Here is a 25349-nt window from a genome sequence, read left to right on the forward strand (position 1 = left end):
GTGACGTGACCTCGACCGATGGGCGGCGGGTCGGGAGCGATGCTCGGCTGCTTCCCGGTGCGGTCGGTGCCTGGGCGGCGGCGTGGGGTGCGCCGCTGGTTCCCTTTTGGGTGACGGCGGGGGTGAGTGCGGGTGGCGTGTTGGGGGCCGCGTGGCTCGTGGGAATGCCGACGGTGCGTCATCGGGCCGCGGTCGCCGTGGTTCTGGTGTGTGTGGCGGCGGGGGGTTTGGTAGCCGGGCTGCGTACCGTCGCCGATCATGGCGGGCCGGTTGCGGTGGCGGCTCGGCAGCGGGCGGAGGTGGCCGTCGAGCTGACCGTACGCAGCGATCCGGAGCGTCGGGGGAAGGGTGTTCGGGGCAGTGAACTCGGGCCGCCGCCCACGGTGTTCGCCGCCCGGATCGATCGGCTCGGGGATCCGGCGGGGCGTCGGGCCGTGCGGGTGCGTACGCCCGTCACGGTGCTGGCGAGCGGGCCGGACGCGGGTGCGTGGCTCGGGTTGTTGCCGAGTACCGCGGTTCGGGTGCACGGGCGGCTCGGGTCGGGGAAGGGTGGTGACGCGCTTCTGCTGGTTCGGTCCGGCCCGGAACGGATCGGCGGCCCGGCGGCCCATCAGCGCTTCGCGGGCCTGCTTCGGGCCCGACTTCGGGACGCGTGTGCGGATCTGCCGCCGGCCGCCCGTGGGTTGTTGCCGGGGTTGGTCGTCGGTGATACGAGTCGGCTGCCCGCCGACCTGGAAGCCGACTTCCAGACCACGGAACTCACCCACCTGATCGCGGTGAGCGGGACCAACATCACCATTTTGCTGGGCTTTGTCCTGCTCGTGCTTCGGCGCAGCGGTCTGCGTGGCCGCGTGCTGCCGGTCCTGGGCGCGGTGGCCGTGGCCGGCTTCGTGGTGGTGGCCCGGCCCGACCCCAGCGTGTTGCGTGCCGCGGCGATGGGCCTGGTCACCGTGGTCGCGCTGTACACGGGCCGACCTCGGCGGGGGCTGCCCGCGCTCGCCGTAGCGGTGCTCGGCCTGGTGCTGATCGACCCGACCCTGGCCCGGTCGTACGGCTTCGTGTTGTCGGCGCTGGCCACCGGGGCGCTGTTGTTGCTCGCGCCGCACTGGACCGCGCGGCTTCGGGCCCGGGGATGGCCGCACTGGGCCGCGGTCGTGGTCGCCGTGCCGCTCGCCGCCCAGGCCGTATGCGGGCCGGTCGTGGTGACTTTTGCGGGGCGGGTCAGTCTGGTGGCCGTACCGTGCAACCTGCTTGCCGAGTTTGCGGTTGCGCCGGCCACGATCCTCGGCTTTATCGCCCTCGTCCTGGCCCCGGTGTCCCTCCCGCTCGCGCACGTCGCCGCCTGGCTCGGCTCGTGGCCGATCCGGTGGATCGCGACGGTGGCCCGGACCGGTGCGGGGTTGCCGGGTGCGGCCGTGACGTGGCCGACCGGGTTGTTCGGCGGCATGGCCCTCGCGGCGATCACGGCCGCCGCCGTGCCGACGTTGCGGTTGCTGCGCCGGCCGCCTCGATCCGGGCGGTCGGCTCCGCCTCGCGCGCTGCCGGTGGCGCTGCTCGCGACCCTCGCGGTGCTGATCCTGGTTCGGCCGCCGGTCCTGGTCCGCCCGCTGACGGGCTGGCCGCCGCCGGGGTGGCACCTGGTCATGTGCGACGTCGGGCAGGGCGATGCCCTTGTCCTGAACGCGGGTTCCGGCGCGGGGATCCTGGTCGACGCGGGCCCGGACGCACGCGCGGTCGACGGCTGCCTCCGCGATCTGGGCATCCGTCGGCTGCCGCTGGTGTTGCTCAGCCACTACCACGCGGACCACGTCGAGGGCCTGCCTGGTGCGTTGCACGGCCGGGCAGTCGGCCTGATCCAGGGCACCACGGTCCGCGAACCACCCGGCGAGTTCACCCGAGTCCGCCACTGGGCCGCCGCGGCCGGCGTCCCGCTGACCACACCAACCGACGGCGAACACCGCACAACGGCCAACCTGACCTGGCAAACCCTCACCCCGCCGACCCCAGGTGCGACCCCACCGGGCGCCCCCGGACCGGACGTCGTGCGGTTCCCCCGACCCGGCCGAGGAAGCGCGACGGCTACTCCGGACACGGCGCCGACGCCGGAGCCGGGACGGCCGAGCGGCGCGGGCGGCTCCGCGTCGGACGTCCCGCCGACGGGCGAGCCCGAGTCGGCGAGCACGGCGGGCAGTTCCACGTGGGGCGTGGTGCCGATGGGGAAGCCCGGGCGAGGGAGAGAGGGAGGCCCTTCCGGGGCGGGCGTCCCGCCCATCAGCGAGCCCGGATGGGGAAGTAGAGCAGGTACTTCCGGTTCGGATCTCCCGGCGGTGAGCCGGTGCGGGTGGGGGAGCGTGGGGTGTCCTTCGGGGTCGAACGTCGTGCCGATGGGGATGCCCCGCTGGGAGAGCGCGGCGGGCGGTACCGCGCCGGGCTTCCTGCCGTTGGTGGTGCCCGAGTCGGGGCGTGCGGTGGGGGGTTCCGTTGCCAACAACGCCAGCCTTGTGGTGCTGGCCGAGCGGCACGGGGTCCGCATGTTGCTGACCGGGGACGCCGAAACCGAGGCCCAGGAGGCCCTGCGGGGTCGGTTGGCCGGTGTCCGGGTGGATGTACTCAAGGTCGCCCATCACGGCTCGGCCCGCCAGGACCCGGCCCTCGTCCTCGGGCTGCATCCCCGCCTGGCCCTCGTCTCCGTGGGCCGGGACAACCCCTACGGCCACCCGTCCCCGTCCGCCCGCACCCTGATCGCCGCCACCGGTGCCCGCCTCCTGCGCACCGACACCGACGGCCCCATCGCGGTATCCGGCCCCCCGAACCACCTCCACGCCACCGCCCGAGGCCCCGCCACCCCCACCAACCCCAAACCCGCGAGAAAGCCGCACACCCCCACGCCACTCCACGCACTCCGGCAACCCAACACAAGACCCATCACAAGACCCATCGCAAGACCCACCCGAGGAGCCAACGCCCCAAGACGACGACGTCACCCCAAAAAACCGGTGCCCAACTCGCGTCACCGATCCGCCCAAAGCGCCACCCCGCCCCGACGCAGCCGACGACGAAACCCCAAGCGCCCGCAGAAACACACCGCACGAGCCGCCGGCTCTCCCGCCGACAACCACGGGCCGGACCCCGCGTGGGGGCCGGCCCGGGTAAGTCCAACCATCTGCTCAACCGCGGCCGGCACGGGGGCGCATCGCCGGAAACGACGGCTCCGTTTCCGAGGAAGCGCACACCCGTGCTGCGGCACTCCTACGCCGGAGGCCAACCCACGCCGCCCCTGCCGGGATTCGTCCCCGGACCGCGCGCAGGGGAGCGCACCGTGCACGTCGGCGGTCGCCTCGGAGCGGGAGATCCGGGTGTGCGGTGCGGGCTCGAGTGGGGGATCGGGCCGCCGCCCAGGGCCTGGCAATGAGCAGCTGACACCGCATCGGAGCAGCGCATCGCGGAAGGCGGTGCCCCGCTCCGGGAAGCGCGAGCCAGGCTTCCGGCGCCGGATCACGCACCGGCCAACCTGCACGAGTCTTGCCGCGACCCACCTCCGGCCGCGAGCCACGGCCGTTCCACGTGCGGCGACCCGGATTCCGGAGAGCACGATTCCGACTCCCCACGTCGGTGTGGCCACGGCGCCCACTCGCGTCGGCCCGTCCGGATTCGCCTACGGAGCGCTTGACGGAGCGCATCCTGGCGGGCTGCGCCCACCGCTTCCCACCTGCGCCGCCATCCGCGGCCCGGCCCGCCCCACCTTCGCTGCTGCCCGATCGCACCCCGACCCCACTTTGACGTCCCCCGGTACATCTCCCGCCCGCGCCGTCGTCGCGCGCTCCCGCTCCCGCGCAGCCGCCCCGCCGCGCGCTTCACCTTCGACATCGCCCGACCGCGCCCCACTCCGCCGTCTCGGGCCCACCCGCGCTCGGCACGGGTTGTCCCACCGGCGTGGGATGCTTGGTCGGGTGGCCAGGAGAACGCAGGATGATGTGCTCGCGCCGGTGACGCTGATTGTCGGGGCCGAGGAACTGCTCGTCGATCGGGCGGTCGGGGATGTGGTGCGGGCCGTCAGGGCCCTGGATGCCGAGGCCGATGTGCGGGATCTGGCGCCGGGGACGTTGCAGGCCGGGATGTTGTCCGAGTTGGCCAGTCCGTCGTTGTTCGGCGAGCGTAAGGTCATCGTGATTCGGGCCGCGCAGGATCTGGGTGCGGATCTGGCCGGTGAGGTCAAGAAGTTGATCGCCGACCCCGCCGACGAGATCGTGCTCGTGCTCGCCCATCTCGGCGGACCCAAGGGCAAGAATCTCCTGGACGCGGTGCGCAAGGCCGGCGTGCGGGAGGTCGCCTGTCCCAAGGTGACCAAGGTCGGCGATCGCATCGCCTTCGCCCGCGCCGAGTTCCGGACCGCCGGGCGCTCCCTCACCGAGGACGCCTGCCGCACCCTGGTCGAGGCGATCGGCAACGACCTGCGCGAACTGGCCTCGGCGTGCAGCCAGTTGATGGCCGACGTCGACGGCGTGGTGGACGAGGAGGTGGTCGCCCGCTACTACAGCGGCGTCGCCGAGGCGTCCAGCTTCACCGTCGCGGACAAGACCGTCGAGGGCCGCACCGCCGAGGCGCTGGAGCAATTGCGCTGGGCGCTGTCCGTGGGCGTCGCGCCGGTCATGGTCACCAGTGCCCTGGCGCAGAGTGTGCGTCAGATCGCCCGAGTCGGCGCCGCCCCGCGCAACGCCCGCCCGAACGACCTCGCGCGCGACCTCGGCATGCCGCCGTGGAAGGTCGACCGGGTCCGCCAACAACTGCGCGGCTGGACCCCGGACGGCATCGTGCGCGCACTGTGCGCGGTCGCCGACGCCGACGCGGCGGTCAAGGGCGGCGGTACGGATCCGGCGTACGCCCTGGAGAAGGCCGTGGTGACGGTATCCACCGCCCGTAATGGGTGACCACCTGTAATGGGTGACTACCCGTGATGGGTGACCGCCCGTAATGGGTGTAGGGAACACCCGGCAGGACAGACAAAGGCGCCGTCCCCCGAATCCGGGGGACGGCGCCTTCGAAGTCACCGTGAGCGCGGGCGCTCGGGTGTCACGGTGTCACCGGGTGACCGGTGACACACGCCGCGAGTCAGGCCTTGGCCGTCGCGACACGCTTCGCCAGCGCCGACTTCTTGTTGGCGGCCTGGTTCTTGTGGATGACACCCTTGCTGACGGCCTTGTCGAGCTTGCGGGCCGCGAGGCGGGTGAGCGTCTCGGCCTGCTCGACGTTGCCGGCCTCGGCCGCCTCGCGCGCCTTGCGCACGAAGGTCTTGAGCTCCGACTTGACGGCCTTGTTGCGCTGACGCGCAATCTCGTTCGTCTTGTTGCGCTTGATCTGGGACTTGATGTTCGCCACGAAAGAGCCTTCTGAGTACTAGGTCGGGATCCGATCCAGGGAGAGGGCCCGTTCGGACGTTGACTTGCGTGGCAGAGACACGTACGCCACACGCGATCCATCAGATTACCAGCACTCGGCGGGTCGCCGGGACACGGCCCGCTCCGGACCGCCGGCCACCCGCCCGACGGCCGCCCCCACCGGCCCCGACTCCCGCCGGCAACGCGTGCGACCCACGTCGCATGGGACGATATGGCGGACACCTGTGCTCGGACGTGTGATCCCCACCCGATCACCCGCCGCCCGCACGGGGCACCCGCAACATCCCCGCTCGACCCTCGCCAGTCCACCCGATCGAGAATCTGGAAGCCCGCGTGCCCGCGACCCCGCCAGTGAACGTGCCGGAGCCCAGCCGTACCGACCCGGCGCTGATCCGGAACTTCTGCATCATCGCCCACATCGACCACGGCAAGTCGACGCTCGCCGACCGGATGCTTCAGATCACCGGTGTCGTCGATGCGCGGCAGATGCGCGCGCAATACCTCGACCGGATGGACATCGAGCGTGAGCGCGGCATCACCATCAAGTCGCAGGCGGTGCGGCTGCCCTGGACGGCCCCCGACGGTCGCACCCACATCCTGAACATGATCGACACCCCGGGCCACGTGGACTTCACCTACGAGGTGTCCCGCTCGCTCGCCGCCTGCGAGGGCGCGATCCTGCTGGTCGACGCCGCCCAGGGGATCGAGGCGCAGACCCTCGCCAACCTCTACCTGGCGCTGGAGAACGACCTCCAGATCATCCCGGTACTGAACAAGATCGACCTGCCCGCCGCCCAGCCGGAGAAGTACGCGGCCGAGCTCGCGCACATCATCGGCTGCGACCCGGACGACGTGCTCAAGGTCTCCGGCAAGACCGGCGTGGGCGTGGCCGAGCTGCTCGACGAGTGTGTACGTCTGGTCCCGCCGCCGATCGGGGTCAAGGACGCGCCCGCCCGCGCGATGATCTTCGACTCGGTCTACGACTCCTACCGGGGCGTGGTCACCTACGTCCGAGTGGTCGACGGCGACCTGAAGAAGCGCGAGCGGATCCAGATGATGTCGACGGGGGTGACCCACGAACTCCTGGAGATCGGCGTCATCTCGCCCGAGCCCAAGCCCTCCGACGGGCTGAGCGTCGGCGAGGTCGGCTACATCATCACCGGCGTGAAGGACGTCCGGCAGTCCCGGGTCGGCGACACGATCACCTCGCTGCACCACGGTGCGGTCGAGGCGCTCGGTGGTTACAAGGACCCGAAGCCGATGGTCTTCTCCGGCCTGTATCCGCTGGACGGCTCGGACTACCCCGAGCTGCGCGACGCGCTCGACAAGCTCCAGCTCAACGACGCCGCGCTGGTCTACGAGCCGGAGACCTCGGTCGCGCTCGGCTTCGGCTTCCGCTGCGGCTTCCTGGGCCTGCTGCACCTGGAGATCGTCCGGGAGCGCCTGGAGCGCGAGTTCAACCTGGAACTGATCTCGACCGCGCCGAGCGTGGTGTACCGGGTCGTCATGGAGGACGGCACCGAGCACACCGTGACCAACCCGAGCGAGTTCCCCAGCGGCAAGGTCGCCGAGGTGCACGAGCCGGTGGTGCGGGCCACCATCCTGGCCCCGAGCGAGTACATCGGCACGATCATGGAGCTGTGCCAGACCCGGCGCGGCGTACAGCTCGGGATGGACTTCCTCTCCGAGGACCGGGTCGAACTGCGCTATACGCTGCCGCTCGCGGAGATCGTGTTCGACTTCTTCGACGCGCTCAAGTCCAAGACGCGCGGCTACGCGTCGCTGGACTACGAGACCACCGGCGAGCAGGAATCCGCGCTGGTCAAGGTCGACATCCTGCTCCAGGGCGAGGCCGTGGACGCGTTCAGCGCGATCGTGCACAAGGACAAGGCGTACAACTACGGCGTCGAGATGACCAAGAAGTTGCGCGAGCTGATTCCGCGTCAGCAGTTCGAGGTGCCGATCCAGGCCGCGGTCGGGGCGCGGGTGATCGCCCGCGAGAACATCCGGGCGATCCGCAAGGACGTGCTCGCCAAGTGCTACGGCGGTGACATCAGCCGCAAGCGCAAGCTGCTGGAGAAGCAGAAGGAAGGCAAGAAGCGGATGAAGATGGTCGGCCGCGTGGAGGTGCCGCAGGAGGCCTTCATCGCGGCGCTGTCCACCGACGACAGCGGCGGCAAGAAGTAGGCGGATGGAAGCAGGCGGATAGTCGGTAGGCCGCCGGCCGGAAACAGCCGGCGGCAGGACCGCGGTCGGGGCGACCGGTGGGTGTGGCGACGGGATTCGACGGCGGATCCGGGCGAAGCTACTACCGCGTAGCCCTGCGGCGGCGTACGTTGCGGGTGCATCGGGCACATTCGATGCACCCGCTTTGCTTTTGCCACATGGACGACGTTCCACCCCGGACCCCGACCGCACCCCGGCCGACCCGATACCCGTACGGGTACCCGTACGAAATACCGGCACGGCCACCTCGCACTCGGCACCGCCACCCCCTGAAATCCGCCCAGGACACGGAGGCAGCAGTGAGTCCAGAGCCCGTCGGCATCGACGACCGCCCGCCCTCGATCGCGGTGGATTTCCTGGCGCGCGTGCGGGCCACGCCCGAGCGGGAGGCCTATCGGCATCCGGTCCCGGTGGGCGACGGCGACCGCGAGGAATGGCGGTCGCTCACCTGGGGGCAGGCCGGCGATCGGGCCAAGGCGATCGCCGCGGGCCTGGTGGCGCTCGGCGTCGAGCCCGAGGACCGGGTCGCGATCGTCGCCGAGACCCGGCTGGACTGGGTGCTCGCGGACCTGGGCGTGATGTGCGCCGGCGCGGCCACCACCACCGTCTACCCGACCACCAACGCCGACGAGGCCGCGTTCATCCTGGCCGACTCGGGCAGCGTGGTGGTGTTCGCCGCCGACGCCGGGCAACTCGCCAAGCTGCGCGGCGAGCGGGCCGGGCTCGGCGCGGTCCGCAAGGTGGTCGTCTTCGACCCGGTCCCCGACGACGCGGACGACTGGGTGCTCGGCCTGGCCGACCTCGAAGAGCTCGGCCGCGCTCGGTTGGCCGAGGAACCGGACCTGATCGAGACCCGGGTCGCCGCGATCACCCGCGACCAACTGGCCACCCTGATCTACACCTCCGGCACCACCGGCCGACCCAAGGGGGTCCGGCTCGCGCACGACACGTGGGCGTACCAGGCCGCCGCGCAGGCTGCGATGGGGCTCACCGACATCGACGAACTCCAGTATCTGTGGCTGCCGTTGGCGCACTGCTACGGCAAGGTGATGATGTCCGGGCAGATCCGGATCGGCTACTCGACCGCGGTGGACGGCCGGATTCCCAAACTGATCACCAACCTGCCGATCGTGCGACCGACCTTCATGGCCGCCGCGCCGCGCGTGTTCGAGAAGGTCTACAACGCGGTGCACATGCGGATGCGCGCCGAGGGCGGGGTCAAATATCGGATCTTCCGCTGGGCGGTGGGCGTCGGTCGGGAGACGTCCCGGGTCCGGCAGGCCGGGAGGACGCCGTCCGCGCTGCTGAGCGCCGAGTATCGGCTGGCCGATCGGCTCGTCTTCGGCAAACTGCGCGAGTTGTTCGGCGGTCGGCTCAAGGGTTGTATCTCCGGCAGTGCGGCACTCTCGCCCGACGTCGCGGAGTTCTTCGACGCGATCGGCATCCCGATCCTGGAGGGCTACGGGCTGACCGAGGCCAGCGCGGGCAGCACGGTCAACCGCTACGACGGGCACCGGATCGGCACCGTCGGCCTCGCGCTGCCCGGCTCGGAGTTGCGGATCGCCGAGGACGGCGAACTGCTCGTCCGCGGTCCGGCGGTGATGCAGGGCTATCACAACAACCCCGAGGCGACCGCCGAGGCGCTCACCGAGGACGGCTGGCTGCGCACCGGCGACATCGCGGTGCTCGAGGACGGCTTCCTGCGGATCACCGACCGCAAGAAGGACCTGATCAAGACCTCGGGCGGGAAGTACGTCGCGCCCAGCGAGATCGAGGGCCGGTTCAAGGGGATGTGCCCGTACGTGAGCAACATCCTCGTACACGGGGAGAGCCGCAATTTCTGCTCGGCGCTGATCACGCTGGACCCGGACGCGATCGCGGGTTGGGCGGCGGATCAGCCGGCACTGCGGGACATGTCGTACCAGGCACTGGCCGCCGGCGCCGAGGCCCGCGCCCTGATCGCCGACTACGTCGACCGACTCAACGCCGACCTCCAGCGCTGGCAGACGGTGAAGAAGTTCGCCATCCTGCCGCGCGATCTCAGCGTCGAGCACGACGAGCTGACGCCCAGCCTGAAGGTCAAGCGACGGGTGGTGGAGCGGCGGTACGCGGCGATCCTGGACGACATGTACGAGGGCACGCTGGTCACCTGAGCCCGGGAGGTCCGGGGCGCGGGTCGGACTCGTGGACAATGGGGAGATGCCCTCCGCACCCCCCGACGGTCTGCCCGCGCCCGCGGACGGGTCGCTGCCCGCGTCCGCGCTCGCCGAGTTCGCGGGCGCGAGTCGTCCGTTCGGCTTCTATGTGCACGTGCCCTACTGCGCGTCGCGCTGCGGCTACTGCGACTTCAACACGTACACCGCGACCGAGCTGGGCGGGTCGGCCTCGCAGCAGTCCTACGCGGACGACGCGATCGCCGAGATCCGCCTGGCCCGCCGGGTGCTCGGCGACGTGGACCGGCCGGTGTCCACGGTGTTCTTCGGCGGCGGTACCCCCACCCTGCTGCCGGCCGCCGACCTGGCCCGGATCCTGGGTGCGATCCGGGACGAGTTCGGCCTGGCCGTCGGGGCCGAGGTGACCACCGAGGCCAACCCCGAGTCGGTGGATCCGGCGTATCTGGACACGCTGCGCGCGGGCGGCTTCAACCGGCTGTCGTTCGGCATGCAGAGCGCCCGCAAGCACGTGTTGCAGATCCTGGATCGGCGGCACACCCCCGGGCGGCCCGAGCAGTGTGTGGCCGACGCGCGCGCGGCCGGGTTCGAGCACGTCAACCTGGACCTGATCTACGGCACGCCGGGGGAGTCCGACGACGACTGGCGGGCCTCGCTGGACGCGGTGCTCGGGGCGCGGCCCGACCACGTCTCGGCGTACGCGCTGATCGTCGAGGACGGTACGCGCCTGGCCGGCCGGGTGCGGCGGGGCGAACTGCCGATGCCGGACGACGACGTGCTCGCGGATCGCTACCTGATGGCGGACGAGGCGTTCGGCGCGGCCGGGCTCGGGTGGTACGAGGTGTCCAACTGGGCGACCGACGCGGCGGCGCGGTGCCGGCACAACGAGCTGTACTGGACCGGGGCGGACTGGTGGGGAGCCGGGCCGGGGGCGCACAGCCACGTCGGCGGCGTGCGGTGGTGGAACGTACGGCATCCGGCGGGGTACGCACAGCGGCTGGCCGCTTCGGCGTCTCCGGCGCAGGCGCGCGAGGTGCTTTCCGCCGAGGATCGGCGGGTCGAGCGGATTCTGCTCGAGCTGCGCTTGGCGGACGGGATGCCGGTGGAGTTGCTCACCGAGGTGGGGCGGAAGGCGGCGGAGCGGGCGGTTGGGGATGGGCTGCTCGAGGCGTTGGGTGGGGGCCGTGCGGTTCTTACGTTGCGGGGGCGGCTTTTGGCTGACGCCGTGGTTCGGGACCTGGTGGACTAGGTCGGGCTTTTTTGGCCTCAAGCGCCGGCCGGGCTACTTGGCCTCAAACGCCGGCCGGGCTGGTCGCCTCAAGCGCCGGCGGGGCTGTTTGGCCTCAAACGCCGGCCGGGCTGGATGTGTGTGGCTCGGCTTTGGTGTTGGTTACGGCGGGTTGGCGTCAAGCGATCGCCGGGCTGGATGTGCGCGGCTGACCTCGGGCGTTGGTTGCGTTGGGTTGGCCTCAAACGCCGGCCCGGCTGGTGTGTGCGGCTCACTTCGGGGGGTTGGTTGCCCCTGCCCGGCTGGATGTGTGCGGCTCACCCCGGGGTTGGTTGCGTCGGCCCCGCTGGGGTTGCTCGGTCGGTGGTTGTTGTGTCGAGCTACATCGCCACGTCCATGATCAGGTCGGCCAGTGCCTCGTCGACTCGGTTCAGTTCTTGGGTGCAGCGGCGCATTTCGGTGGTTTCGCGCTTTGCGTTCGACTCGCCCTGTTCCTTGGTGCGGAGTGCGGCGCCCACCTCGTCGCGGATCGACTTGATTTCGGCGTCGAGGCCCTGGGCGATCGCGTCGCGCATCTTGCGGAGTTGTTTGACGACCTGTTCGCCCAGGTTGGTGACGTCGGTGTCGGACTGCCTGCGCAGTTCGAGTCGGACCTGCTCGGCCACCTGTTCCTTGAGCCGGCGGTTGGCCTTGTTCAGTTGCAGGGCGCCCTTGAACACGGTCGAGCCGAGTACCGCGCCCAGGATCACGAACGGACCCAGGCCGACCAGGAACGCCGCCGTGCCGACCGCGATCTGTGGGAGCAGCGCGGTGAGCATCGATCCGAGGCCGAACTTCCCGCCGGAGACGGCCGTCGCCGGGTCGAGTACGAAACCGACCGCGTCCGCGAGCAGGCGTTCGATCGGGGTCGCGGGCTTGCCGGTCTCGTCCGTGCCGTCCGCGGCGACCGGTCCCGCGGTGAGCGACGCGCGGATCTCGTCGATCCGGGTGACGAACTGCTTCACGTCGTCGTCGATCATCCGCTCCATGTCCTCGACGCGACGCGCGACGAGCGGCTTGAGCTCGCTCTCCTGCCACTGCACGAACTCGACCTGGACCTGCCCGGAGAGGTGGTCGGTGATCTCCTCGACCGCCGCCTCCATTTTCTCGCGCGCGTTGAACGGATTGGCGCCGATGGCGTTGCTCGGGTCGTACTCCTGCGCCCAGTTCGGGATGTTCGCGGCCACCCGGTCCAGGAACCGGCGGGTTGCGCCCTCGACCTCGCCCCGGGTCTCGCGCAGGTGCTCCTCCATCTGCGCGACGATCACCCTCCGGTTCTGCTCGAGGCGGGTGAGCGGACCCTGGACCCGCTCGTAGGTGGCGCGCAGTTCCTCGACGTCCCGGGCGAGCAGCGCCTCCTTGCGGTCGATCTGCTCACGCGCCTCGATCAGCAGGTATTTGAGCTCCCGGGCCGGGGACAGGATCTTCGCCCGGCCGCGTTCGCGGGTGAGGAACTCCTCCAGGCCGCGCTCGAGTTCGGGCATTCCGGAGCCGGCGAGCAGTTCCGGGTCGGGCTGCTGCCGGCCGGTCAACGCGGCCCGGGCGTTGACGAAGAAGACCCGGTCGGGACGGGAGAGGTAGGGCGCCAGGCGTTTGCGGATCTCCCGTTGTACGTCCTCACGTTCCTCCTCCTCGACCAGGTTGATCTTGTTGCCGACGTAGAACACGTCCTCGTGCCCGCGCGCCTTGACGTGCACGTCCAGGAACAGCTGTTCGCTGCGCGACATCGCGGCCTGACAGTCCACCACGAACACCAGCACGTCGGCCTGTTCGAGGTAGTTCAGGGTGACCTTCTCCCGCTCCGGGGCCTCGTTCAGGCCCGGCGAGTCGACCACCACCACGCCGTTGCGGCACAGTTCGAGCGGCCAGCGCACCACGGCCCGCTGGTACGGGTTCGGGGTGTTGTCGTCGTCCGCGCCGATGGTGACGTAGTCGGCGATCTCCTCCACCCCGACGGCCAGCGGTTCGCCCGCGCTGCCGTCCGGCTCCAGCGGGTAGATCAGCGCCGAGCGGGTGTCACCCCACGTCACCTCGTTGATGATCGCGGTGCACGGCCGGGCGAACGAGGGCAGCACCTTCTCGCCGAGCATCGAGTTGATCACGGTGCTCTTGCCGCGCTTGAACTCGCCGACGATCATCACCTTGAACGCCTCGGACGCGGCCCGGTGCTTCAACGAGTCCAGCTTCTTGACCCCCGCGCCGATGCGCAGTCCGGCCACGATCGGCGTGAGCCGGTCGATCAGGCCGACCAGGGTCTCCTGCCGGGCGCGCCACGCGCCGTAACCCGCGTAGGCCGGATCGGCCGCCCCGTGACCCCTGTCCACCCTGAAGCTCCCCTCCTCGACGGCCGGCCGTCAGCCTCTCGTGCCCAGCATGCTGTTCAGCTGGACCGCGAGCTGCTCGCTGCGCGCGACCAGATCCTGCCATGCGGGTCCATCGGCGCCGACCTTGGCCAGCGCGGCCCGCCGATCGTTCCGCCACACCTGTTGGCCGCGCACCGCCTCGTCCATCACCCCGGAGTAGAGCGTGTGCAGCCGCTTGGCGACCTCTTCGGAGAAGCCGCCGAGCACGTCCTCGACCATCGGTTCCAGCGCCTTCATCGCCTGCGCGCGCTGCCCCTCGGTCAGCGACGTCGACTTGACCTCGCCGAGCACCATGCCGCCCGCCGAGGCGGCCATGCTCGCGCCCATCGGCAGCGCGGCGACGCCGCCGGTGAGCGGGATCAGCAGCGCGCCGAGCACGGCCAGGCCGGTCGGGCCGATCCGCCAGGCCAGCTTGCGACTCTTGAGGTCCTTCAGGCCGAGCGATTCGGCCTCGCCGAGTTCGAAATCGGTGGAGAGTTGCTCGACCCTCTCCGGGCGGTACGTGCTGCCGCGCCCGAAGTGTTGCTTCATCCCGGCGTCCAGCCACTGCACGTCGGCCTGCACACTCGAATGCAGCTGGGCCTCGAACTTCTTGGCCAGCGCGGTCAGTTCGCGGCGCAGTCGGAACGGCAGGTCACGCTCCCACCAGATCCGGGCGTCCGGGGCGCGCTCCAACTCGTAGCGCAGCGTGTCCAATACGTCGCCGCGTGAGAGCTGGAGATGCTCGCGGAACTTCTCCGCGGTCCGCGTGCGGCGCCGCTGGAGTTCGACCCGGACCCTGCCCCACTCGGTGCCCATCCGGTCGATCTCCACCTCGGACTGCTCGGCGGCGCGTTGTCGCTCCGCCGCGCCGAGTTCGGCCGCGGCCAGGCCGTCCCGGCCCAGCCGGGCCATCTCGTCGAGCAGGGTGAGGAGTTGGCCCGCGGTCTGGCGCGAGCGCAGGCCGCGTCGGCCGCCGGAGGTGGTGTATTCGGTGATCCGCTCGTACAGGCCGGCCACCGGTGCGGCGTCCTCGCGATGCGGGCCGGCCAACACCTGGAGGGTGGGCGAGATGCGGCGCACCCGGCCGCCGAGGTAGTCGACGAGGTCGGCGCGCTCGTCCTCGTCGACGGTGTCCAGCTTGGAGACCACCACGGTGATCCGCGGCACATGGCGGGCGATCACCTCCTCCTCGAGGAACGCGGTCTCGGACAGGCCGAGCGGCGCGCTCGCGGAGACCACCATCAGCACCGCGTCGCTCGCCGCGACGGTACGGCGGACCAGATCCTCGGTGCGGCGGTCGTGCGCCTCGGCGTCCGGGCCCTTGCCGCGGCCCGCATTCACCCCCGGGGTGTCCACCAACTCGACGTCCAAACGGGCCAGTTCGGGATCGGCGACGAGTACCCGGACGCCGATCAGCCGGACTGCGTCCGGGTCCTGACGGGCACTCAGGTGGTGTACCTCGTCCCACGACGCGGCCACCGCGGGGCGGGGTTCGGCGCGCCCGTCGGCGAATCGCAGCTCCAGGCGGGGCTCGGGACCGGCGGCGATCACCAGTGGGACGGGGGTATGCCGACCCTCGGGCAGCACGGGGGCGCCGAGGAGCCGGTTGAGCAGCGAGGACTTGCCCCGGCCGAACTCGCCGACCACGGCGATCCGCAGCCCCGGCCGACGCATCCGGGCCCGCAACCGGTCCAGTTCGACCCCGATCGCGTCCAGTCCGAAGTCGGCCGCGATCGCCTGCGCGTCGTTGATCCGCCGGGAGAGCGTGGTCGCCGAGGGTGCGATCGCCCGCGCGGCGGGCGGGTCGGGGACGGGCTTGCGGGGGACCGGGGTACGCGGCGCGACGGTCGCCCCCGGGGCCGGTGCCGAAGCGGAGCCGGCGGGCGGGCCGGCGGACGCGGGAGACGCGACGCCCGCTCCGGCGCCCGATGACGCGGCAGCCGACGCGGGTGCGGCGGGCGTACGAGATCCCACGGCGGATCCGGCAATCGGCCCCGGCGCAGCGGTCGTGCCCGTCGGGTGCGGACCCGGGGCCGGGGCCTGCCTCCGGTCCGCCGTCTGTCCCGACGGGCCGGGTAGGCCGATGGGCGAGTCGCCCGAAGCGCCCGAGTCGCGCTGCGCCGCCGCCTCGCGCGGGCCGCCGGTGCGCAGCCACCCGGCCGTGCTCGGCACCAGCGTGTGATAGGCGGCCACCGCGCCGCTCGGCATCACCCGCGCGTACAGCCCGGCCAGGATCCGCGGGCCGCCCCGGGCCTCCGCCTCGGGGTCGGCCAGGAACCGGCCGAGCGATCGGAAGAAGCGGGCCCGTTCGGCGAGGGCGTCCGGCTGCATGGACAACGTCCAGGCCGACACGTCCACGATCGTGGCCGCCACCGACGCGGCCACCTCGGGCAGCTCGGTCAGCTTCACATGGCGCAGTACGTCCTCGGCCGGCCAGGCCCATTGCACCGCGCCCCAGATCGGGTGGATGGGCAGTTCGCGGCGCCCCGGGGTGGCCTTGCCGACCCCGATCAGGCTCCACAACGTCCAGCCGTTCGCGGTCCGTTCCGGCACCGGCGGCAGTGCCACCGATTCCATGGTGACCCAGCCGCGCAGCTCGTCACTGCGGTGGATCCCACTCAGCAACCCCGCGACACCCGGCCGGCGGCGCGGCTGTACCTGCGCGGCCTGACGCAGCACGTGTTCACGATCGAACGACATGTGTTTTCCCTACTCCCATCGAATTCGTTGTGGTGTCGAACGATCAGGCGTGTGTGGGGTGGGCCAGGATCATCGTGGTGTCCCGGTCCTGCCACGCGTTGAGGAAGTCGGCCAGCGGCACCGGCTCGATCTTGCCGAACGGCGCGCCCGGGTCGTTGAGCAGCACATACGTCGAGCCGTCGGGCTTGGTGTCGACGCCGGTGACCCATACCGCGTGCCCCATCGTGGGGTCCTGCTCCAGCGGCGCGCCGGTGGTCGCGTCGTGCACCGGCGACCAGATCTCCTGCGCGTCCAGGGCGACGATCACCTGGTCGCCCTTCTGGAGCGCGTCGAGCATCTGCTTCATGTCGGCGTGCCGCACGGTGTCGGTGTCCACGCCGTGCATCTCGAGCAGCTTGCCGATGTCGCCGGTCATCGTGCCGTTGGCCGGATCGTAGATGCCCGCCTGCTGGGCCTCGGTCATCAGCGCGTTCTCGTTCAGCGGGACGCCGGTGAGTTTCTCCAGGATCATCCCCTGGGAGACCACCGCACAACTGGTCGGACTGGTCTGCTCGTGCCAGTACTTGGCGTCGCCGAGCGGGTCGCCGGTGCCGTGGAATTGGTCCGGCGTCCAATCCGGCGCGTGGTAGGTCCAGTTGCCCTGGTCGTCGTAGACCGCGCCCCAAGGGACGCTGGTGGCGTGTGTGTACGCGCTCGGTTCGTGGCCGGCGGGATCGTGGCCCGCGGGGTCCGCGTACGGGTCGGGGCCGTACGGGTTGCCCTGCGGATCGGCGTACGGGTCGACCTCGTGCGGATCGGCGTAGGGATCGGCGTACGGGTCCGCGTACGGGTCGTCGACCTGGTCGTCGTGCCACTGCCGGCTGGGCGTCGGGTGGTTCCCGTCGGTGGGGTCGAACGGGCTCGGGTCGTCGGCGTCGACTCGGCCGTCGCCGTCGCTGTCCGCGTGGAACGGGTCGTAGTTCGGGTCGTGCAACGGATCGAAGCCCGGATCGGGGTAAGGAAGGGTGGAGTTCGGGTGGGCGCCGTTGAACTCGCCACCCGCGTCGGTCTCCCACAGCGGTGCCGCCCCGATGTCGCCCCCGTCGGCGCTGCCCGCTGTGTCGATGGTGTCGTCGGAGAGCACCGCGAACAGGTCGTCGTCGTGCGTGTAGTCGCTCATCTGCCGAATTCCCCCCGGCGTGTCAGACGCTCGCGTCGGTTGTTCACCGTGGTGCGACGCCGTTCCGTCTGCCTGTCCGCGTCCTGCAACAGGCTTCTGCGAGCCGCGAGAAAATCCTCACGGCGTCGATGTTCGGCCACCAGTTCGGCGACCGTCGCCTCGTACCGGGCCCGGTAGCCGTCCACGTGTCGCGCGACGTCCTGCGAGTAGTGCGTCGTGGCCGTGCGCACGGCCTCGTCGATCTGTCGGGACAAACCGTCCGCGACGGTTCGCAGTGTCCGATGCATGTCGGCACGCGCGTGGTTCCGCAGGGCCGTCATGTCGGTGGACGACGGGGAATCGGTCATTTTGGCGATGAGTCCGCCGAAACCGATCCGCCCCGGGATCGGTCGCGGCTCGCTGTCGCGGGTGCCGCCGAACCACTGGTCGAGCGCGCCGCCGAGCCGCGCGCCGGGGGTTTTGGGCGCGGTCGGGTCGAGCCGAACGGCACTGATCCGTCCGGTGACTCCGGTGGCCGAACTCTGGTAGGCCCGCAGGGCCGCGTCGGCGAGCTGATGCCCCGAGACCACGGTGACCGGAGCCGCATCGGGCGACTCGGCGACGGCGCCGAGCTTTCGATAGGCCGCGGTGAACGCGTCGTCCGCGGCCACCCGCGCGGTCTCGGCCGCGGTCTCCAGCGCGCCGGTGACCGCCTGTTGCACGATGTCGCCGATGCGCGGCAGGCCCCGGCGGATCAGCTCGGGGGCCTGCTCGGCCAACACCGCGCGCAACTCGTCGGGGGTGTCCGCACGATCGAGCGCGCGGTCGATCTCGGCCCGGGTGTACCGCCACCACTGCGGGGCCATCCCGCCGACCGCCTGCTGGGCCCGCTGCGCGCCGGCCCCGAGCAGTCGCGCGCTTTCGCCGTGCCGGCCGCGGACGAATCCGGCCAGGTCGGTGATCCGGGCCCCGGCGAGTTCGAGCTCCTCGGCGTCCAGGCGTTGTTCGGCCAGGGTCACCTCGTGGCGCAGTTCGTCGAGCAGATCCTCCAGGAGGCGCAGCAGACGGTCGGACACCGCGACGATGCGGTGCCGCCGCATCAGGTCTCGGAGTCGGGCCAGGGTGTGCGGGAACTCCTCGGCCCAGTGGGCCTGTTCGGGCCCGCGCAGCGGTCGGCCGGCGGCCCGTCGGACCACCGGTTCGGCGGCGACCGGTTCGACCACCGGATCGGTCGTGCCGAGTATCCGGGCGAACCGCCGCCGCACGTGGGCGAGCAGGTCCTCGCGCTCGTCCGGGTCGATGTGGTCCATCTTGGTGACGAGCACGATGCAGCGGCGCAGTTGGCCGGGGTCGAGGGCGTCGGTGAGGAACTCGGCCAGCGACACCGGCGAGGGCGAGCCGGCGGCGGCCAACACGGCCGCGGCGTCGGCGACATCGCGCATCACCGCGCGGGTGATCTCGGTGTGCCCGGCGCGGGCGTTGGTCCCGGGGGTGTCGATGATCACCAGGCCGTCGCGCAGCGCGGGCGCGGGATGGCGTACCTCCAGGCTCCGTACGTGCGGTGCGATCGTCTCGTCGGCGGTGAGCACGCGCAGCACGCCGGTGGTGTCCTCGGGGACGGATATGTCCGGGGCCAGGCGCGTGAGCATCCGGCCGAGCGGGCTCGCCGCGCCGGGGTGCCGGCCGGAGGGGTAGACGTAGCGGATCCCGTCGCCGGCGAAGCGCACCTCGACGGCGAGTTCGGCGCCGTGGGTGATCCGGGTGGCGGCGCCCGTGGTGGGCAGCGCCGAGGTGGGCAGGAGGTCCTCGCCGAGCAGCGCGTTGATGAAGGTGCTCTTGCCGGCCGAGAATTCGCCGATCACCGCGAGGTAGTACCGGTCGTCCCGCAGCCGGGACTCGATCTCCCGGATGCGGGCCGTCAGTTGCCCGAGCCGCTCCTGGTCGCCGACGATCCGGCGGACCATCGCGAGTGCGAAGTCGAGGTGGTCGGAGGTCTCGGTGAGCGCCTCGACCACGTCGCGTCGTTCCGAACCATCCCCGGCCATGCCGCGAGAATCCACCACCGCGCCCCCTCCCGACGGTGCCCTCCCCGATGTACGGGCGATCCTGTCACGCGGGCCCGAATCCCGTCTCGGTGGATGCGGCAGGTGTTTCGGAGGTGGTGGTCGATCCGCTGTGCCTCTTGTGTGACGGCCGTTCGGATGATGCGATGAGGGCGCCGAGGCGATCCCTCGCACCTGATCCACGTCGTCGTCCCATCCGGCCTGATCGGTCCAAATGGTATGCATACGGCGCATACTGGTCGCGTGGGTGCTTCGGCCCGTTGGGGAGTCGATTCCGATGCGATCAGGAGATGGCATGTTCGAGGAGGCCCAGTATCTGGCCCCGGTCACCCGTAGGGCCGATGGCGGAGTCGAGGTCGAGCTGTCCCGCAGCCACCCGGGGTTCGCGGACGCGGTGTACCGCGAGCGCCGCAACCGGATCGCGGAGCTGGCCCTGGACCACCGGCGCGGCGATCCGATCCCGGAGGTCGAGTACACCGACGAGGAGCACGAGGTCTGGCGCCTCGTCTCGCACGAGCTGTCCGTCTCGCACGCGGAGTACGCGGTCGCCGACTATCTGGAGGGCACCGCTCGGCTGAAGTTGCCGACCGACCGGATCCCCCAGTTGGAGGAGGTCAGCAGCGCACTGCAACCGCTGACCGGCTTCCGCTACCTGCCGGCGGCCGGACTGGTCCCGCTGCGCGACTTCTACGGGTCGCTGGCCGACTCGTACTTCCACTCCACGCAGTACATCCGCCACCACAGCGTGCCGCTGTACACCCCCGAGCCGGACGTGGTCCACGAGGTGATCGGCCACGCCAACATGCTCGCCTCGGACCGCTTCGCGGCGCTGTACCGGGTCGCGGGCGAGGCGGCACGGCGGGTGGAGTCGCGCGAGGCGCTGGAATTCGTCTCCAAGGTCTTCTGGTTCACCCTGGAATTCGGTGTCATGCACGAGGGCGGCGCGCTCAAGGCCTACGGCGCGGGCATCCTGTCCTCCTACGGCGAGATCCGCGAATTCCGCACGGTCGACATCCGCCCGCTCGACCTGGTCGCGATGGGCACGCTGCAATACGACATCACCCACTACCAGGACATCCTCTACGCGGCCGACTCGATGACCCACCTGGAAGACCTGGTCGGCGGCTTCTGGTCGACCTGCACCGACGACTCGATCGCCGCACTGTCGGCGTCGGCGAAGACGCCGTAGCAACCTGCCCTCCGTAGTCGTTCACCCGTGCGGGTGACCCGGTGCCAAACGCCCGGTCGCGCGCACGGGTGCCTTCATATGCTCGCGTCGACTACGGAAGGGGTTCAGAATGTCAGCTATGACACACGAGATCCCCACGCAGGAAGACGTCCTCCTGGACGGCTTCCTGGCGTTGGACACCCCCCTGGGCTTCCGCGCCGAGCTGATCGACGGGGAGATTGTCGTGACACCACCGGCGTCGGGCAACCACGAGCGCATCGTCAGTGCAGTGTCGCGCCAGATCACCGGCGCTTCGGACACCGAGATGGAATTTTCCGGCGGAAAGGGGCTGGAGGTGGTGAGTCGAGGAGCGTTGCAGAGTAATCACGTCATCCCCGACGGCACCTTCATCCCCCTGGAACTCGATCTGTTCCTCGATGCGGGAACGTGGATGCCATGTGACGCGGTCGCCTTGGTGCTCGAGGTCACGTCGCACCGGGCGGACATCGATCGGGAGGCAAAGCGGCGAGCCTATGCCGCCAGTGGTATTCCGCTCTACTTGCTGGTGGATCGAGAGCGAGGGAGTTGGGCGCTCTTCTCGGCTCCCGAAGGTGACGACTACAAGGAGAGTCACACCGGCCCGTTCGGCAAGGAGATCGAGCTGCCGGCGCCTTTCTCGATGACGTTGGAGACCACCAGGTTCGTTTGACGCGTGGCGACGCATTGGGTCGGGGGTTCACAGCCGCCGGACGAACACCCGGCCGAAGTCGCCGCCCGTGGCCAAGAGGGTGCCGTCCGCCGAGAAGGCCAGGCGGCGGGCGCCTTGGTCGTCGTGGCCCGGGAGGGTGACGGCATCAGCCGCACCGCACGATCCGGCCACTTCCGCACACGACGCCCGCGCAGGGTCACACGTCGGGCGTCGCGGTCACGAAATCGATCAGTTCCTCCACCCTGCCCAGCAGCGCGGGCTCCAGGTCGCGGTACGAATTCACCGCCGCGAGGATCCGCCGCCAGGCCAGGGGTGGGTCCACCGGCCAGCCGAGGGCCGCGCACACCCCCTCCTTCCACGGCACCCCGCGCGGTACGTCCGGCCACGCCGCGATGCCCACCGACGCCGGCCGGACCGCCTGCCAGACGTCGATATAGGGGTGTCCCACCACCAGTACCTGATCGCCCGTCACCCGCGCCGCGATCCGGCTCTCCTTCGAGCCCGGCACCAGGTGGTCCACCAACACGCCCAGCCGACGACCCGGCCCCGGTGCGAACTCGCGCACCACCGCCGGGAGATCGTCGATGCCCTCCAGGTACTCCACGACCACGCCCTCGATCCGCAGGTCGTCGCCCCAGACCCGCTCGACCAACTCGGCGTCGTGCCGGCCCTCGACGTAGATCCGGCCGGCCCGGGCGACCCGGGCCCGGGCGCCCCGCACGGCCACCGAACCGGACGCGGTGTGCGCCGGTGGGCGGGTGGGCGCGGCGGCCGACGGGCGGACCAGGGTGACCACCTCGCCGTCGATCAGGAAGCCGCGCGGATCCATCGGGAAGACCCGCAACCGCCGATGCCGGTCCTCCAGCGTGACGGTGAACCCCTCGGGGGTCTTCTCCACCCGGACCACCGCGCCACAAAAGCCGGTGGACGCCTCCTCGACGACCAGATCGCGTTCGGCCGCGACCTCCGGGACGGGCTTGTCCTGCTTCCATCCCGGGATCAGCGACTCGGGTCCATAGCTGCGCATAAGGGTGACGCTAGCCGGGTGACGGTGCGTCAGTCCGGTACGACGCGCCCGGCGGCCACCTCGGCCAGCAGGCGGTTCTGCCGGACCACGAACTCCTCGTCCACCACCGCGCCGTGTCCGGGCAGCCAGACACTCGCGTCGAGCGCGCGCACCCGGGCCAGCGAATCGCTCCACTCGGCGGCGAACGCATCAGAGCCGAACACCGGCGGCCCGCTCTCCTCCACCAGGTCGCCGGCGATCAGCACGCCACAGTCCGGGACGTGCACGATCAGGTCGTGGTCGGTGTGCCCGCGCCCCGGCGCGTAGAGCACCACCTCGCGCCCGCCCAGATCCACCGTCACCGGATCCCCGGTGGACACCAGACGGGTCGGCGGCACGATCCGCGCGGCGTTCATCAGCTCCGGATCGAAGCCGTACGCGATGCCGCTCGCCCGACCGGCGTCCGCGCGGCGCGCCAGATACCCGGGCAGCTCCGCGTGGCCCCACACCTCGGCGTCGGGGAAGGTGCGCAGCACCTCGTCGTTGCCGTAGCAGTGGTCGAAGTGGCCGTGCGTGTTCACCACCGCCACCACCCGGTCCGGCAATCCGTGCGCGGGCAGCTCGCGAGCCAGCGAGGACAGCAGCTCGGCGGCCTCCCGGTCGTGCGAACCGGTGTCCACGAGCAGGATCCCGTCGCGACCCGTGACGACCGCCACATTCAGTTCCAGGCCGGGTAGCCGGCGGCGCAGCACCCCCGGTCCGATCGGCTCCCAGGTGGCGTGTTTCGGCTGTTCGGCGCGTAGCATGCGTCAACCTTGGCACGGACGCAGGGGTACGGTCCGGATCGGGTGACCCGTACACTGGCACTCGGCGGGACGGAGTGCCAACCAGCAGGACGAACCGCCGCCTACGGGACACGGCAACGGGTGGAACAACGGGTCAGGGAGGTGCGCACCATGCTCGACGATCGTAAGCAGGACGTGCTGCGCGCCATCGTGCAGGACTATGTGGCGACCCAGGAGCCGGTCGGCTCCAAGGCGCTCGCGGACCGACACAACCTCGGCGTCTCCCCGGCCACCATTCGCAACGACATGGCCGCGCTGGAGGAGGAGGGCTACATCACGCAGCCCCACACCAGCGCGGGTCGGGTGCCCACCGACAAGGGCTACCGGTTGTTCGTCGACCGGCTCGCCGGCGTCAAGCCGCTGTCCGGCGCCGAGCGCCGGGCGATCCAGACCTTCCTGGCCGGCGCGGTGGACCTGGACGACGTGGTGGGCCGCACGGTTCGGCTGCTCGCGCAGCTGACCCATCAGGTCGCCGTCGTGCAATACCCCTCGCTGACCCGCTCGACGATCCGGCACGTCGAGTTGCTCACCCTCGCGCCGACCCGGGTCATGCTCGTGCTGATCACCAGCACCGGCCGGGTCGAGCAGCGGGTGATGGACACCCCGGGACCGGTCGGCGAGAACCTGCTCGCCGACGTGCGGGCCCGGTTGAACAGCCGGATCACCGGCAAGCGGTTCGCCGATGTGCCGTTGCTGGTCCAGGATCTCGCCGAGCCGTTCACCGCCGAGGAACGGCCGATCGTGGCGGGCATCCTGGCCACCCTGCTCGACACCCTGGTCGAACACAAGGAAGAAAAGGTCGTCCTGGCCGGGACGGCCAACCTGACCCGCTTCGGCATGGACTTCCCGAACACCATCCGCCCGGTCCTCGAAGCACTCGAGGAACACGTCGTGCTGCTGCGCCTGTTGGGCGAGGCGACCGACCCGGGCATGGTCGTGCGGATCGGACACGAGAACATGCACGAAGGACTGGCCGCGACCTCGGTGGTCGCCGTCGGATACGGCAGTGGGCAGGAAACGCTGGCGAAGCTCGGGGTGCTCGGGCCGACCCGAATGGACTACCCCGGAACGATGGGAGCGGTGCGCGCCGTGGCACGGTACGTCGGACAGATCCTCGCGGAGTCGTAGAGTTGGCTACCGATTACTACGAGGTCCTCGGGGTACGGCGCGACGCCACCCCGGAGGAAATCAAGAAGGCCTTCCGCCGGCTCGCTCGGGAGCTGCACCCGGACGTCAATCCGGACCCGAAGACGCAGGACCGGTTCAAGGAGATCAACAACGCCTACGAGGTCCTCTCGGACCCGCAGAAGCGCCAGATGTACGACCTCGGCGGCGATCCGCTGTCCTCCGGGGGCGGCGGTGGCGGCTTCGGCCAGGCCGGTTTCGGGTTCAGCGACATCATGGACGCGTTCTTCGGCCAGGCCAGTCAGCGCGGCCCGCGCTCGCGCACCCGGCGCGGCCAGGACGCGATGATCCGGATCGAGATCACCCTCGAGGAGGCCGCGTTCGGCACCACCCGGGAGATCCAGGTGGACACCGCCGTCACGTGCAACACGTGCAACGGCGAGGGCGCGGCCCCGGGTACCTCGGCGCAGACCTGCGACATGTGTCGCGGGCGCGGCGAGGTCAGCCAGGTGACCAAGTCGTTCCTGGGCCAGGTCATGACGTCGCGGCCGTGTCCGCAATGTCAGGGCTTCGGCACCGTGGTCCCGCACCCGTGCCCGGAGTGTGCGGGCGAGGGCCGGATCCGGGCCCGGCGCACGCTCACCGTCAAGATCCCGGCGGGCGTGGACAGCGGCACCCGGATCCAGCTCGCGGGCGAGGGCGAGGTCGGCCCCGGTGGTGGCCCGGCCGGCGATCTCTACGTGGAGATCGTCGAGGTCCCGCACACCACGTTCCAGCGGCGCGGCGACGACCTGCACTGCACGGTCACCATCCCGATGACGGCCGCGTCGCTCGGCACCAAGGTGCCGTTGCAGACGCTGGACGGCACCGAGGAGATCGACATCCGCCCCGGCACCCAGTCGGGCCAGTCGATCCCGCTGCACGGGCGGGGCATCACCCACCTGCGCGGCGGCGGGCGCGGCGACCTGGTCGTGCATGTCGAGGTCCAGACGCCGAACAAGCTCGACCCCGAGCAGGAGGAACTGCTGCGCCGGCTGGCCAAGCTGCGCGGCGAGGAACGGCCCTCGGGCCAGTTCACGCCGGGCCAGCAGGGGCTGTTCTCCCGGTTGAAGGACGCGTTCAACGGACGTTGAGCCGATGTCCCCGAGCGCCGGACGGGCTGATTTCGGCCTGTCCGGCGTTCGGGGGCG

15 protein-coding genes are annotated in these 25349 nt (G+C 70.9%); 8 read left to right on the top strand and 7 right to left on the bottom strand.

The window, feature by feature from the left end:
* Positions 1 to 5 precede the first annotated feature (5 nt).
* Entirely contained in the window at positions 6 to 4928 is a 4923-nt protein-coding gene (gene holA, locus ABIA38_RS00425; RefSeq protein ID WP_424636297.1) for a DNA polymerase III subunit delta, read from the top strand.
* A gap of 181 nt (positions 4929 to 5109) precedes the next feature.
* On the opposite strand, the gene rpsT is transcribed toward holA, so the two are convergent.
* Positions 5110 to 5376 (bottom strand): 30S ribosomal protein S20, encoded by a 267-nt coding sequence (rpsT, locus tag ABIA38_RS00430; RefSeq protein ID WP_424636298.1) that lies wholly within the window; start codon positions 5374 to 5376, stop codon positions 5110 to 5112.
* 353 nt (positions 5377 to 5729) lie between these two features.
* Between rpsT and lepA the strand changes: the two genes are divergently transcribed.
* The 3 genes from lepA (at position 5730) to hemW (ending at position 11042) form a co-directional block, all read left to right on the top strand.
* Positions 5730 to 7583: a translation elongation factor 4 gene (gene lepA, locus ABIA38_RS00435; RefSeq protein WP_424636299.1), complete on the top strand. Its 1854-nt coding sequence runs from the start codon at positions 5730 to 5732 to the stop codon at positions 7581 to 7583.
* 338 nt (positions 7584 to 7921) lie between these two features.
* Positions 7922 to 9775, top strand: coding sequence for an AMP-dependent synthetase/ligase (locus ABIA38_RS00440; protein ID WP_424636300.1), 1854 nt, complete (start codon positions 7922 to 7924; stop codon positions 9773 to 9775).
* A gap of 46 nt (positions 9776 to 9821) precedes the next feature.
* A complete protein-coding gene (gene hemW, locus ABIA38_RS00445) occupies positions 9822 to 11042 on the top strand; it encodes a radical SAM family heme chaperone HemW (RefSeq protein ID WP_424636301.1) in 1221 nt (406 codons plus the stop codon).
* Positions 11043 to 11401: 359 nt separating this feature from the next.
* Here the strand turns inward: hemW and ABIA38_RS00450 are convergent, their stop codons facing one another.
* The 4 genes from ABIA38_RS00450 to ABIA38_RS00465 are packed head-to-tail and all read right to left on the bottom strand — an operon-like array spanning position 11402 to position 19306.
* Positions 11402 to 13384 carry a dynamin family protein gene (locus tag ABIA38_RS00450; RefSeq protein ID WP_424636302.1) on the bottom strand — a complete coding sequence of 661 codons (1983 nt, stop codon included), beginning with the start codon at positions 13382 to 13384 and terminating at the stop codon, positions 11402 to 11404.
* A 30-nt stretch (positions 13385 to 13414) separates the two neighbouring features.
* Positions 13415 to 16105, bottom strand: coding sequence for a dynamin family protein (locus ABIA38_RS00455; RefSeq protein WP_424636303.1), 2691 nt, complete (start codon positions 16103 to 16105; stop codon positions 13415 to 13417).
* Between the two features lie 43 nt (positions 16106 to 16148).
* Positions 16149 to 17264, bottom strand: a complete 1116-nt coding sequence (locus tag ABIA38_RS00460; RefSeq protein WP_424636304.1) for a C39 family peptidase — start codon at positions 17262 to 17264, stop codon at positions 16149 to 16151.
* Positions 17261 to 19306: a dynamin family protein gene (locus ABIA38_RS00465; protein WP_424636305.1), complete on the bottom strand. Its 2046-nt coding sequence runs from the start codon at positions 19304 to 19306 to the stop codon at positions 17261 to 17263. The genes ABIA38_RS00460 and ABIA38_RS00465 overlap by 4 nt, the downstream gene beginning before the upstream one ends.
* A gap of 295 nt (positions 19307 to 19601) precedes the next feature.
* Between ABIA38_RS00465 and ABIA38_RS00470 the strand changes: the two genes are divergently transcribed.
* Both ABIA38_RS00470 and ABIA38_RS00475 read left to right on the top strand, forming a co-directional pair.
* On the top strand, positions 19602 to 20495 hold the full coding sequence (locus ABIA38_RS00470; protein ID WP_424636306.1) for a phenylalanine 4-monooxygenase: 894 nt from the start codon (positions 19602 to 19604) through the stop codon (positions 20493 to 20495).
* Between the two features lie 118 nt (positions 20496 to 20613).
* Positions 20614 to 21183 (top strand): Uma2 family endonuclease, encoded by a 570-nt coding sequence (locus tag ABIA38_RS00475; protein WP_424636307.1) that lies wholly within the window; start codon positions 20614 to 20616, stop codon positions 21181 to 21183.
* 196 nt (positions 21184 to 21379) lie between these two features.
* Here ABIA38_RS00475 and ABIA38_RS00480 read toward each other — a convergent pair whose 3' ends face one another.
* The gene (locus ABIA38_RS00480) at positions 21380 to 22210 is read right to left on the bottom strand and encodes a DUF3097 domain-containing protein (RefSeq protein ID WP_424636308.1); all 831 of its coding nucleotides are present in this window, start codon (positions 22208 to 22210) and stop codon (positions 21380 to 21382) included.
* Positions 22211 to 22239: 29 nt separating this feature from the next.
* Positions 22240 to 22995 (bottom strand): MBL fold metallo-hydrolase, encoded by a 756-nt coding sequence (locus ABIA38_RS00485; protein ID WP_424636309.1) that lies wholly within the window; start codon positions 22993 to 22995, stop codon positions 22240 to 22242.
* Between the two features lie 150 nt (positions 22996 to 23145).
* Between ABIA38_RS00485 and hrcA the strand changes: the two genes are divergently transcribed.
* Positions 23146 to 24162, top strand: coding sequence for a heat-inducible transcriptional repressor HrcA (hrcA, locus tag ABIA38_RS00490; protein ID WP_026218791.1), 1017 nt, complete (start codon positions 23146 to 23148; stop codon positions 24160 to 24162).
* A gap of 2 nt (positions 24163 to 24164) precedes the next feature.
* Positions 24165 to 25292 carry a molecular chaperone DnaJ gene (gene dnaJ / locus ABIA38_RS00495; RefSeq protein WP_424636310.1) on the top strand — a complete coding sequence of 376 codons (1128 nt, stop codon included), beginning with the start codon at positions 24165 to 24167 and terminating at the stop codon, positions 25290 to 25292.
* The last annotated feature ends 57 nt before the right edge of the window (positions 25293 to 25349 follow it).

Origin of the sequence: Embleya sp. AB8 (assembly GCF_049739465.1) — a bacterium.
In the GTDB taxonomy this organism is placed as follows: Bacteria; Actinomycetota; Actinomycetes; order Streptomycetales; family Streptomycetaceae; genus Embleya.

Excerpts from the sequence above, each read along its gene's own strand:
- hemW (WP_424636301.1), top strand. The coding sequence starts at position 9,822 with ATGCCCTCCGCACCCCCCGACGGTCTGCCCGCGCCCGCGGACGGGTCG.
- ABIA38_RS00455 (WP_424636303.1), bottom strand. The coding sequence starts at position 16,105 with ATGTCGTTCGATCGTGAACACGTGCTGCGTCAGGCCGCGCAGGTACAG.
- ABIA38_RS00460 (WP_424636304.1), bottom strand. The coding sequence starts at position 17,264 with ATGAGCGACTACACGCACGACGACGACCTGTTCGCGGTGCTCTCCGAC.
- ABIA38_RS00470 (WP_424636306.1), top strand. The coding sequence starts at position 19,602 with ATGTTCGAGGAGGCCCAGTATCTGGCCCCGGTCACCCGTAGGGCCGAT.
- ABIA38_RS00475 (WP_424636307.1), top strand. The coding sequence starts at position 20,614 with ATGACACACGAGATCCCCACGCAGGAAGACGTCCTCCTGGACGGCTTC.
- ABIA38_RS00480 (WP_424636308.1), bottom strand. The coding sequence starts at position 22,210 with ATGCGCAGCTATGGACCCGAGTCGCTGATCCCGGGATGGAAGCAGGAC.
- ABIA38_RS00485 (WP_424636309.1), bottom strand. The coding sequence starts at position 22,995 with ATGCTACGCGCCGAACAGCCGAAACACGCCACCTGGGAGCCGATCGGA.
- hrcA (WP_026218791.1), top strand. The coding sequence starts at position 23,146 with ATGCTCGACGATCGTAAGCAGGACGTGCTGCGCGCCATCGTGCAGGAC.